Origin of the sequence: Malikia spinosa, assembly GCF_002980625.1 — a bacterium.
Lineage (GTDB): Bacteria > Pseudomonadota > Gammaproteobacteria > Burkholderiales > Burkholderiaceae_C > Malikia > Malikia spinosa.
In genome coordinates this window covers 32,751-43,696 of sequence record NZ_PVLR01000064.1, presented here as the reverse complement: position 1 = coordinate 43,696, position 10,946 = coordinate 32,751, and the positions used below count along the sequence as shown (strand labels likewise).

The 10,946-nt window shown below is 65.9% G+C and carries 12 protein-coding genes, 3 tRNA genes and 1 riboswitch; of the genes, 14 read left to right on the top strand and 1 reads right to left on the bottom strand.

Annotation, left to right across the window (positions count from 1 at the left end; all coding sequences use genetic code 11):
• From C6P61_RS16740 to C6P61_RS16730, 3 genes are all read left to right on the top strand, one after another.
• Positions 1–935 (top strand): DNA polymerase III subunit delta' (locus C6P61_RS16740; RefSeq protein WP_105731050.1); only part of this gene is annotated, 935 nt, incomplete at its 5' end.
• 13 nt (positions 936–948) lie between these two features.
• Positions 949–1,761 carry a TatD family hydrolase gene (locus tag C6P61_RS16735; RefSeq protein WP_105731049.1) on the top strand — a complete coding sequence of 271 codons (813 nt, stop codon included), beginning with the start codon at positions 949–951 and terminating at the stop codon, positions 1,759–1,761.
• A 46-nt stretch (positions 1,762–1,807) separates the two neighbouring features.
• Positions 1,808–2,569, top strand: coding sequence for an ankyrin repeat domain-containing protein (locus C6P61_RS16730; RefSeq protein WP_105731053.1), 762 nt, complete (start codon positions 1,808–1,810; stop codon positions 2,567–2,569).
• A 6-nt stretch (positions 2,570–2,575) separates the two neighbouring features.
• On the opposite strand, the gene C6P61_RS16725 is transcribed toward C6P61_RS16730, so the two are convergent.
• The gene (locus C6P61_RS16725; RefSeq protein ID WP_105731048.1) at positions 2,576–3,622 is read right to left on the bottom strand and encodes a hypothetical protein; all 1,047 of its coding nucleotides are present in this window, start codon (positions 3,620–3,622) and stop codon (positions 2,576–2,578) included.
• Between the two features lie 230 nt (positions 3,623–3,852).
• On the opposite strand from C6P61_RS16725, the gene C6P61_RS16720 reads away from it, so the two are divergent.
• From C6P61_RS16720 to C6P61_RS16670, 11 genes are all read left to right on the top strand, one after another.
• The gene (locus C6P61_RS16720; protein ID WP_105731047.1) at positions 3,853–5,139 is read left to right on the top strand and encodes a tyrosine-type recombinase/integrase; all 1,287 of its coding nucleotides are present in this window, start codon (positions 3,853–3,855) and stop codon (positions 5,137–5,139) included.
• An 81-nt stretch (positions 5,140–5,220) separates the two neighbouring features.
• Positions 5,221–5,295 (top strand) — tRNA-Val (locus C6P61_RS16715).
• Between the two features lie 37 nt (positions 5,296–5,332).
• A tRNA-Val gene (locus C6P61_RS16710) sits at positions 5,333–5,407 on the top strand.
• A gap of 26 nt (positions 5,408–5,433) precedes the next feature.
• Positions 5,434–5,508, top strand: a tRNA-Val gene (locus tag C6P61_RS16705).
• A 104-nt stretch (positions 5,509–5,612) separates the two neighbouring features.
• A riboswitch (cobalamin riboswitch) is annotated at positions 5,613–5,820 on the top strand.
• Between the two features lie 110 nt (positions 5,821–5,930).
• Complete coding sequence (locus tag C6P61_RS16700) at positions 5,931–6,608, top strand: energy-coupling factor ABC transporter permease (RefSeq protein ID WP_105731046.1); 678 nt, start codon at positions 5,931–5,933, stop codon at positions 6,606–6,608.
• Complete coding sequence (locus C6P61_RS16695) at positions 6,605–6,952, top strand: energy-coupling factor ABC transporter substrate-binding protein (protein ID WP_105731045.1); 348 nt, start codon at positions 6,605–6,607, stop codon at positions 6,950–6,952. The genes C6P61_RS16700 and C6P61_RS16695 overlap by 4 nt, the downstream gene beginning before the upstream one ends.
• Positions 6,939–7,688 (top strand): CbiQ family ECF transporter T component, encoded by a 750-nt coding sequence (locus C6P61_RS16690; protein ID WP_211296996.1) that lies wholly within the window; start codon positions 6,939–6,941, stop codon positions 7,686–7,688. The genes C6P61_RS16695 and C6P61_RS16690 overlap by 14 nt, the downstream gene beginning before the upstream one ends.
• Positions 7,685–8,569, top strand: a complete 885-nt coding sequence (locus tag C6P61_RS16685; RefSeq protein ID WP_105731043.1) for an energy-coupling factor ABC transporter ATP-binding protein — start codon at positions 7,685–7,687, stop codon at positions 8,567–8,569. Before C6P61_RS16690 ends, C6P61_RS16685 begins: the two co-directional genes overlap by 4 nt.
• On the top strand, positions 8,566–9,357 hold the full coding sequence (cobM, locus tag C6P61_RS16680) for a precorrin-4 C(11)-methyltransferase (RefSeq protein WP_105731042.1): 792 nt from the start codon (positions 8,566–8,568) through the stop codon (positions 9,355–9,357). Before C6P61_RS16685 ends, cobM begins: the two co-directional genes overlap by 4 nt.
• Positions 9,354–10,256, top strand: coding sequence for a sirohydrochlorin chelatase (locus tag C6P61_RS16675; RefSeq protein ID WP_105731041.1), 903 nt, complete (start codon positions 9,354–9,356; stop codon positions 10,254–10,256). The genes cobM and C6P61_RS16675 overlap by 4 nt, the downstream gene beginning before the upstream one ends.
• Complete coding sequence (locus C6P61_RS16670; RefSeq protein WP_105731040.1) at positions 10,253–10,942, top strand: precorrin-8X methylmutase; 690 nt, start codon at positions 10,253–10,255, stop codon at positions 10,940–10,942. Before C6P61_RS16675 ends, C6P61_RS16670 begins: the two co-directional genes overlap by 4 nt.
• The last annotated feature ends 4 nt before the right edge of the window (positions 10,943–10,946 follow it).

Here is a 10,946-nt window from a genome sequence, read left to right as displayed (position 1 = left end):
GCCTGGGCCAGTACCCGCTGGCGCTGGCGCTGGCGCGGGCCTGGCTGTGCGAATCGCCGAGCCCGGAGCAGGGCGCCTGTGGCCGTTGCGCCAGCTGCCACGCGGTCGATGTGCGGACCCATCCCGATCTGTTCGTGCTGATGCCCGAGACGCTGGCGATCGAGCTCGGCTGGCCGCTCGATGAGCGCACGCAGGACAAGATCGACAAGAAGGAGCTCAAGCCCGGCAAGTTCATCCGCGTCGACGCCACGCGCGAGGCGGTGGCCTTCACCCAGTTCACCCGCTCGCGCGGCAACACCAAGGTGGTACTGGTCTATCCGGCCGACCGGCTCAACATGGAGTCGGCCAACACCCTGCTCAAGACGCTGGAAGAACCGCCGGGGGCATTGCGCTTCGTGCTCGCGACCGAAGCGGCCCATGCGCTGCTGCCCACGATCCGCAGCCGCTGCCAGAATCATGCGCTCGAATGGCCGGCACAGGCCGAGGCGCTCGGCTGGCTCGAGCAGGCAGTGCAGGGCGACGAGTCCCTGGCTGGCAAGCCGCAATCCCGCGAGGCGCTCGCCACCTGGTTGCTGGCGGCAGGCGGCCGACCCGACGAGGCGCTCGCGCTGGCCCGGCTCGGGCTCTCCACTTCGACCTGGGCCGGTCTGCCGCGCTCGATCGCGCGCGGTGACTGGTCGGCGCTGGCCGACTGGGCACCGGCGCGCCAGCTCGACCTGCTGCACAAGATCTGCCACGACCTGATGGTGGTCGCCAGTGGCGGCTTGCCGCGCTTCTTTCCGCCGTCCGACCTGCCGCCGCCGCCCCGGCTGTCCGCGCTGCTGCAATGGCAAAAAGCCTTGCAGCAGGCGGCCCGCACGGTCGAGCATCCCTTTAATTCCGGTCTGCAGCAAGAGGCGTGGGCCGGCCTGGCCCGCTCGGTGCTGACCCCCTGATTGATTACCCGACATGTTCATCGATTCCCATTGCCACCTGAACTTCACCGAACTGCGCACCCAGCTGCCCGAGATCCTGCAAGCCATGCAGCAGGCGCAGGTCGAACGCGCGCTGTGCATCTGCACTACGCTGGAGGAATTCGACAGCGTCCACCAACTCGCTGTCTCTCATGACCGGCTCTGGGCCACGGTCGGCGTGCACCCTGACAACGAAGGCGTGCGCGAACCCTCGGTCGAGGAGCTGATCGAGTTGTCGCAGCGCCCGCGTGTGGTCGGCATCGGCGAGACTGGCCTGGATTACTACCGCCTGGGCGAGCGCAGCCTGGGCGACATGGAGTGGCAGCGCGAGCGTTTCCGGCGCCATATCCGCGCCGCACGCCAGACCGACCTGCCGTTGGTGATCCATACCCGCAGCGCTTCCGACGACACGCTGGCCATCCTGCGGGAAGAGGGTGGTTTCGGACCCCAGGGGGCAGGCGATCTGCCGCAGTCGCGCGGGGTTTTCCATTGCTTCACCGAAAGCGTTGCGGTCGCGCGGGCCGCGCTCGAGCTGGGCTTCTACATCTCGTTCTCGGGCATCCTGACCTTCAAGAACGCGACCGATCTGCACGAGGTCGCGCGCTTCGTGCCGCTGGATCGCTGCCTGATCGAGACCGACAGCCCCTATCTGGCACCGGTCCCGTACCGCGGCAAGACCAACACGCCGGCCTATGTGCCCCATGTGGCGCAGAAGCTCGCCGAGCTCAAGGGGTTGCCGCTCGAACAAGTCGCCGCCGCGACCCGGGCAAACACGCTGGCGCTGTTCCAGGGCATGGCGGCTTCCTGAAACCTTGGCAGTCTTACCTTGGCATTCCTGACAGGTGCGCACCGAGATGTCCGACTTCCTCATCCGCCAGACCCGAGCCCGGCCTATCGCCCCACTGGCCTTGCCCGGCGTGCTTGATCGACCCGCTCACCCAGGCCGGCGCCGGGCTGTCTGGCAGCTGGCCGCGGCACTGCTGGGGGTTGGCATCGGCTTGCCTGCCGCGGCGGGGTCCTACGAGGATTTCCTGCATGCCTTGCGCAATGACGGGGTCGACGCGCTGCGCCGGCTCCAGCGCCAGGGCTTTGACTTCAATACCCGGGACGAGGGCGGTCAGCCCGGCTTGCTGCTGGCGCTGCGCTCGGACTCGCTGCGGGCCGCCGAATTCCTGCTCGCCCAGCCCGGGATCGACCTCGATGCCCTCAGCGCCAACGGAGAAAACGCCTTGATGCTGGCCGCGCTGCGCGGCCATGTCGGACTGTTCAAGCAGCTGATCGGGCAGGGTGCCGAAGTCAACCAGCCGGGCTGGACGCCCTTGCATTACGCCGCCACCCATTCAGCCCCGGCCAGCGTCGAGATGGTTGCGCTGCTGCTCGAGCACCATGCCTACATCGACGCAGCATCACCCAACGACACCACGCCGCTGATGATGGCGGCGCGCTACGGCAATACGGAAACGGTCAAGCTGCTGATCGATGCCGGTGCCGATGTCACGCTGCGCAACCAGCAGGGACTCAGCGCACGCGACTTCGCCCGCACGGCCGAGCGCCAGGATGTGGCCGACCTGATCAACCGGGCGCTGCGCGCCAAGCTCGGGCCGCCGACCTGGTGAGATCCATCAGCGCAAGGTCTTTCTGCGCACCGGCGTGGCAGCAGGAGCCGAGCGCCGTGACGGCTTGAGCCGGGCCTGGTTCGACTTGACGGGCTCAGCGGCCATCGATACTGGCTGGCGCTGGGCCTCGCTCAGGGCGGATTGCAGGACGGCAGCCCGGACTTTTTCCTCCTCGAGGTATTTCTCCAGCGTGCGGGTCAGCGCATCGGCGGCCTTGCGCTTTTCCTTTTCGCCCGCGAGCTCGCGCTCGACCACGCGCGCGGTGTCGATAGACAGCAGGCGTTGCCGGCGTTCCTCGTCACCAGCGGCCTGAGCCTGGCGCAGCGACAGCTCGAGCTGGCCCAGGCGCTCGGCGGACTGGTCTAGCCGCGACTGCAGCACGGCAGCGCGTTCGGCCGAGGCGCGGTTTTCCGCCTCAGACCGAACCAGGGCGGCCTGCAACTCGTCGAGGCGCAGCGCTTGCGCGGCATTCTGTTGCTCAAGGGCCACGGTCTGCTGCTGGCTTTGCTCCAGCCGCGATTCAAGTGCCCGCAACGCCTCGCGTGCCGACTGCCGTTCGGCCTCGGCGGCTTGCTGCTGGGCGGCCAGTTCGGCGGCCAACTGTGCGCGCAACTGCACCGCCTCGGCCTCGTAGGGGCGGCGGATCTCGTCCTTCATGAGGTCGAGCAGGCGCTCGAGCCAGCGATTCAGCCCCTCGACCATGTCGGCCGGCAGCGCCGGGTGCGCCACGCCCAGGGTATTGGCCCGCACCAGGCTGCGCCGATAGGCCGCCACGCAATCCTGCGCCACACCGGCGGTGCCGACCGGTATTGCCGGCAAGCCTGCCGGTCGCTGGGCGTTGAACAGCTGCAGCAGTCCGACCAGCCGGGCCCCGGTCGGCACATCGCCCTCGAGCCGGGCCACCAGCCGCGTCATCGACGCATAGGCCTCGCGCGCCGTGACCTGTTGCGCCGCCAGCGGCGTCAACAAGGCCAGCAAGCCCTGGCGCAGCTGCGTTTCCGGGTCGCTGGCAGCGGGACTGTTTTCGATCAGGGGGTCGGTGGCTTGGTTCATGGGTTTTCCGGCTCTGTTGCCGGTTTTGCGTTACTGGTTTGATTGCCCGGCATTTTACGTATTTTATTGACGTCATACGTAATATAAGTACCTTTGCATCCTCCTTGTTTCTGTTAATGTGAATTATCGGAACTAGGATCTTATCCGGCAGGGGAGTCAGCCCAGGTAAACACGGCACAATCGATCCAACGTTCCCAAGAGCCAGAATCACGCCAGAACCACTGCAGAAAATGCCTGAAAACACCGCGCAATCCCAAGAACTCGTGCTGGACGGCTTCGTCATTCCCGCCGGCGCCGGCCAGCAGCCGCCCGGGCTGCTGTTCGACCTGACGGCGGTCGGCAACTGGCTCGAACCGTTCCGGCGCAAGAGCCCGCACACGCACCGGGCCTACCAGCGCATCGCCGCCTACTGGCTCTATTTCCTCGAGCAGACCCACGGCTACCACGCCGACCTGCTGCTGCGCGCCGGTCCGATTGACGCCCATGATTTCCTGCGCGCGCTGACGCACGAGCCGCTGGATGCCGAGCGCTCGCGCAACTCCGCGCTGCTGGCCTCCGGATCGGGTCAGTTCGAGCTCGCCCGCCTGGCGCCGGCACCGTTCTGGCAGGACCACGGTCCGCGCGCGCTGCCGAACCATTTCGGCGTCGCCAGCAACCCGTTTGCGCGAGCCAAGTCGCCGCGCTCGGTGGCCCAGGCCATCGCGTCGCTGTCCTCGCTCTACAAGTTCAACAACACCAAGCGCTCGGCCCAGGACCAGGCCTTGCTCGACTTCAACCCCTTTTCCGACCTGGGGCGCTTCATCGTCAAGCAGGACGCCAAGACCGACCGCGTCTTCGAGCCCAACGCCTACCTGCGCATGCTGTCGGCTACCGACCGCCTGCTGGCCCAGGCCGAGACCCAGACCCAGCAGCAGCGTGCGATCCGGCTGCGCTGGATCACGGTCGCGTTGTTCAACCTGTGGATGCGGATCTCGGAACTGTCTGGCTTGCGCATGAGCGACATCCGCCAGCGCGGCGGCGTCTGGTTCGCCTCGGTCCATGGCAAGGGCCGCAAGGTGCGCGCGATCGAGATCACGCCCGCCGTCATGCAGGAACTGATGGCTTACCGTGAAGCGCTGGGCCTGCCCGCGTTGCCGCAGCGCCAGGAAACCGACATCCCAGCCGTGGTCTCGCTGCGGCGCAGCGCCAATCATTACCCCTCGATGACGCCGCGCGCCCTGTTCGGCGAAGTCAAGGACCTCGGAACGGCCGCCGCCGACTGGCTGCTCGAGTCGCACCCGAACCCGGCCGATCTCGAGGTCCAGTCGCTGGCCGAACGGCTGCGCCAGGTCTCGCCGCACTGGTTCCGGCATTCGGGCGCCTCGGAAGCGATCAACGGCCATTTCCCGATCGCCGACGCGGCCGAACGGCTGGGCCACAAGGACCCGGCCATCACGGTGCGCATGTACTACCACGGCGACGCCAAGCGGCGCGTCGGAGCGCTGCAGGCGCTCGAGCAGGCCCGGCAGGAAGACTGACAAGCGCCCTGCCCTGATCAGCCGCAAAAATTTGGCACCGCTCCCGGATCGGGCGGATTTTCGACATAGAATATCGGCTTCGGGTGATTAGCTCAGCGGTAGAGCACTGCATTCACACTGCAGGGGTCACATGTTCGATCCATGTATTACCCACCAGAAAAAACCTGACTGTCTTCCTCCGGAAAGCAGCCAAGGGCGATTAGCTCAGCGGTAGAGCACTGCATTCACACTGCAGGGGTCACATGTTCGATCCATGTATCGCCCACCACACCCAGCAAGCCACAAGGCCTGCGCGGATCGTTAGCTCAGGGGTAGAGCACCACATTCACACTGTGGGGGTCAGTGGTTCGATCCCACTACGATCCACCAGACTAAAGCACTCAATGCGCACCGCTTGAGTGCTTTTTTCATGGCTCGACCCTACCCCAGCCGTTCCCGCAGGTCTTCGTTGTGGCGCTGCACCCTATATTTCGTGTTACGATAAAAATTCGGGTGCGTTGTTCAAATCCATGAACCACGTTAAACGGGAAGCCGGTGACACTGCCATTGCAGTCATTCCGGCGCAGCCCCCGCTGCTGTAAGCCAGACGACTCTGCCCACTGCCACTGTGTTCACGAACATGGGAAGGCGCGGAGAAGGATGAAGGCGAGCCAGAATACCGGCCCGAAAAATGTCAGCACCATTCCCCGGGGTGATGGGAAACTGCTTCGACAGGCCTAGCTTCGCCCAGGTCTGTTGTTTGCATTCGTCCTCCGTTTGGTGTTTTTTCAACATTCGACGGGAGGTTTCGAATGCACATCATGGAAGGTTTCCTGCCACTCGAGCACGCGCTCGGCTGGTCGGTAGCAGCTACCCCTTTTCTGGCCTACGGCCTTCATGCGGTACGCCGCGACATTCGCCAACACCCTGAGCGGCGCATGTTGCTCGGTGTCGCTGCCGCGTTCAGTTTTCTGCTGTCCGCGCTCAAGCTGCCTTCGGTCACTGGCAGCAGTTCACACCCGACCGGCGTAGGTTTGGGTGCCTTGCTGTTCGGTCCCTGGGTCATGGTGCCGATTGCGTTTGTCGTGTTGCTGTTTCAGGCTTTGCTGCTGGCGCACGGTGGATTGACGACCCTGGGAGCGAATCTGTTTGCCATGGGCATCGTCGGCCCGTTCGTGGCCCATGGCCTGTTCCGGCTATTGCGCTTATTCGGTCTGCCCTGGATCGGAGCGGTCTTTCTGGGGGCCTGCCTGGGCAACCTGGCGACTTACCTGACCACCTCGCTGCAACTGGCCTGGGCCTTTCCCGATCCGGTAGGAGGTGCCGCGGGCTCTTTGGCCAAGTTCGCTGGCATTTTTGCGCTGACGCAAATCCCGCTGGCCATCAGCGAGGGCTTGCTGACCGTTCTGGTCGTCAAGGCCTTGCGCCGCTACCACCCGGATGAACTGAGCCAGATGCGGCTGTTCCCGGCGACGGGAGGCCGGGCATGAAAAGATCCAATCTGCTGATCGTGGCCGCCCTGTTGGGCCTGACCATCTTGCCGCTGTGGTGGGTGGCCGGCATCGAGCCGGCAGCCGGAACCGAATGGTTCGCCGGTTCGGACCGCCAGGCACAAGACATGATCCTGGCCCTGGCGCCGGCTTACTTGGCCTGGTTCGAGCCCCTGTGGCAACCGGCCAGCAGCGAGATCGAATCCTTGCTGTTTGCCCTGCAAGCGGCACTGGGGGCTGGTTTCATCGGCTACTGGTTTGGTGTGTCGGTCACCCGGCATGCGCTGCGCCAGTCTCAGCCAGTTCGCCAGCCTGATCCGATCCCGTCCCGTGTGGATTGTTGAGCGCTCGGCGCACCACAACCGCTGGTACGCCGTGACGCCCGCAGCCAAAGGCATTTTTGCCCTGGCGGGGCTGGCAGCGGCCTATCTGGCGCAAACACCTGCTGCAGCCTTGGCTGTGGCGGGGGCCTGCTTCATGGCGACATGGCTAGGTGCTGGCGTGCGCCTGGGCTGGTACCTGCGCGTGGCGGCTGCCCCGCTGGGTTTCCTGGCGCTGTCTGTGCTGTCCCTGCTCGGTTCCATCGCCTGGTCTGCCGAGGCGGGCTGGGCGTTGCGCCTGGATCTGGCCGCGCTGGCGCCGGCTGTGATGGTCAGCGCTCGTGCCCTGGCGGCGCTGTCAGCCTTGTTGGCACTGGTGCTCACCACGCCCTTGTCGCATCTGCTGGCCTTGTTGCGCCGGCTGCACTGTCCCGAGGTGTTGCTGGATCTGATGGTGCTGTGCTACCGCCTGCTGTTCGTGTTGGCCGACGCCAGCCGCGACACATTGGCCGCTCAATCGGCCCGGCTCGGGTTCAGCAGCCCGGTGCGGTCGCTGCGTTCGATGGGACTGCTGGTGGGCAATCTGGCCGCCCAGGTGGCGTTTCGGGCACGCGGTCTGCAAACGGCTGCCGAGGCACGCTGCAGCGATGGCAGTTTGCGCTTCTTGACTCCCCTGTTTGTCCACGCTGGTCGCCACATTGCGTTGGGCAGTGCCGCCGGGGTGGGGGTGTTGCTGCTGGCCTGGAGACTGTCGGTATGACCGCCGTGCTGGAATTGATCGAGGTCGGGCATGTGTACCCCGACGGGCGTGCTGGCCTGCAGCATTGTTCCTTGCGTTTGCGTGCTGCGGCCCGCCACGCCATTCTGGGCGCCAACGGCGCGGGCAAGACGACCTTGCTGCAACACCTGAACGCGCTGTTGCGCCCTCAGGCTGGCCAGGTGCATTTTCGGGGGCAGCCGATCGACTACCGACGTCAAGGCTTGCAGCGGGTGCGGCAGGAAGTGGGGCTGGTGTTCCAGAACCCCGACCGGCAGCTGTTTTCCGCGAACGTGTACGAGGACGTGTCGTTTGGTCCGCTCAATCTGGGGCTGGACGAACGCCAGGTGCGACAGCTGGTGGTGCAAGCCCTGTTGGCGGTCGGCATGGCCGAGCATGTCGACCGGCCAGTGCAGGAGCTGAGTTTCGGCCAGAAGAAACGCGTCTGCATCGCCGGGGTGCTGGCCATGCAACCCCGGGTGCTGCTGCTCGACGAGCCGATGGCCGGGCTGGACGCAGAGATGCAGCATGAGCTGGCGGTCTTGCTCGACGGATTGATCGACCAGGGTGTCACCGTGGTGCTGACTTCGCACGATGTGGACTTTGCCTATCGCTGGGCGGACGATATCCACCTGCTGGCAGCCGGCCGCTGCAGCGCGTCGTTCCCGGCTGCCGACCTGCCTCAGCACACCGAGGCCTTGCGTGTCGCAGTACAACCCTTGCCGCTGGTCCTGCGCCTGCATGCGGCGCTGACCGAGCGGGGCTGGATCGCCGAGCAGACGGCGCCACGCAGCGTCGAGGCGTTGCTGGCCACCTTGCCTCCTGCCCGCATTGGCATCGGCCATCCGTTTTCCTCCATTCTTTCAGAGCCCCGATTTTTATGATCCCCGCAACTACCGGCACCGTCTGGTTCGTGGGCGCCGGCCCCGGCGACCCGGAACTCATCACCGTCAAGGGCCGCAGGCTGCTGGAGCAGGCTGGCGCAGTGCTGTTCGCCGGCTCGCTGGTCGACCAGGCGGCGACCCGCTACGCCCCGGCGGCTTGCCTGATCCGGGACTCCAAGGACATGACGCTGGAGCAGATGACGCAATGGCTCACGGAACAAGCCCACCAGCACCCGACGGTGGTGCGCCTGCAGACCGGCGACCCGGCGCTGTACGGTGCCTTGATCGAGACGACCCGGCCATTGACGGCCGCCGGCATCGCCTGGGCGGTGGTGCCCGGCGTGTCGTCGGCGATGGCTTCGATGGCGGCGGCCGGGGAATCGATGACTCTGCCTGAAGTGACCCAGAGCGTGATCTTCACACGCGTCGAGGGTCGTACTCCGATGCCGCCCGGGGAAGACCTGGCCGCGCTGGCGGCACATCGCACCACGCTGTGCATCTTCCTGTCGATCACCTTGTTGCACAAGGTCGAGGCCGGTTTGCGGTCCGCCGGCTGGCCCGATGCTGCGCCCATGCTGGTGGTCCACAAGGCCAGCTGGCCCGGGGAAGAACGCATCGTGCGCGGCACCCTGGCCGACATCAAGCAGCGTTGCCGCGACGCGGGCATTGTCAGCCAGGCCATGGTCATCGCCAGCCCGACGCTGGGCGCTGCCAGCTGGGACCAGCTGGTCCGCTCCAAGTTGTACGACCCCGCTTTCACCCACCGTTTCAGAAAGGCCATTGCATGAGCAGCACGACAGACACCCTTCTTCTCGTGGGGCACGGTTCCCGCGAGGCATCGGGCAATCAGGAAATCCAGGTCTTTGTCGAGCAATGGCGTGCGCGCCGCCCGGACTGGCGCATCGAGCTGTGCTTCATCGAATTCGCCTCGCCCTCGCTGCACGACGGCCTGGTGTCGGCGGCACAGGGTGCCCGCCGGGTGCTGGTGCTGCCCTTGATCCTGAACGCGGCTGGCCATGTGAAGATGGAAATCCCGGAGGCGATCGAACACGCGCGCGAGCACGCGCCGGGCGTGGAGTACCTGTACGGACCGCATCTGACCGCTTGCGATCCGATCCTGCTCATCCTCAGGCGTCGCCTGCGCCAGGCCATGGCTGCGCTGGACATGCCTGACCCCACCACCACCGGGGTGGTGTTGCTGGGGCGTGGCTCGTCGGACCGTGCCGCCAACGGCGACATGGCCAAGATGGCGCGCTGGCTGCAGGAGGAAACTGACCACGAGCTGGTCGACCTGGCTTTCACCGGCATCACCTACCCCAGGCTGGAACGGGTGGTGCAGCGTCAGGCCCTGCTCGGCATCAAGCAGGTGATCGTGCTGCCGTACTACCTCTACACCGGTACCTTGATGCAGCGCATCCAGCGCCAGGTGGAACACTTGCGCGGCCAGTACCCGCAGATGCGTTTTGCCTGCGGCACGCAGTTCGGCCTGGAGCCTGAAATCTTCGAGCTGCTGGAGCAGCGCGCTGCGGACCTTCAAGCTGGCAAGCCCGACAGCAAGATGCCTTGCGACGGCTGCAGCCTGCGCGAACTTGCCCATGACCTCGGGCATGGGCATTCCCATGCGCACACCCATCAACAGGCCGTCCCGGTGCTGTTGCAGGGCGCCTTGGCGGAGGCCCTGGCATGAGCACGGTCAATACCGTCACCGAACAGCTGACGAGCGCCGGACAGGCGATCGAGCATGACAGCTTCGCCATCATTGACGCCGAGGCGGGGTCCTACCGCTACACCGAAGTCCAGTGGCCGATCGTGCGACGCATGATCCACGCCAATGCCGATTTCGAGTTCAACGGCCTGACCGACTTTCACCCCGAGGCGGTGAGCGCCGGCATCGCCGCCATGCTGCGCGGCGGCACGCCCGTGGTGGCCGATGTGGAGATGATCTGCTCGGGCCTGTCGGCCCCCAGGCTGGCCCACTTTGGCATGCACGCCCATCAATTCATCAGCGATGCCGATGTGATTGCCCAGGCGCAGGCCGAAAACACCACCCGTGCGGTGCAGGCCATGCGCAAGGCCCGGCGCCAGGGCTTGCTCGACGGCGCCATCGTGGGCATTGGCAATGCGCCCACGGCCTTGATCGAACTGGTGCGCCAGATTCGCGAGGAAGGTGTGCGCCCCGCACTGGTGGTGGGCATGCCGGTGGGTTTCGTCTCTGCCGCGGAGTCGAAAGACCTGATGGCTGAACTCGACGCGGTGCCCTGGATCGTGATCCGGGGCCGCAAGGGAGGCTCGACCCTGGTGGTGGCGGCATTGCATGCCTTGCTGGCGCTGGCCGAAGCGCGTCAGAAAACCCTGACATCCGCCCAGGCCTGACACC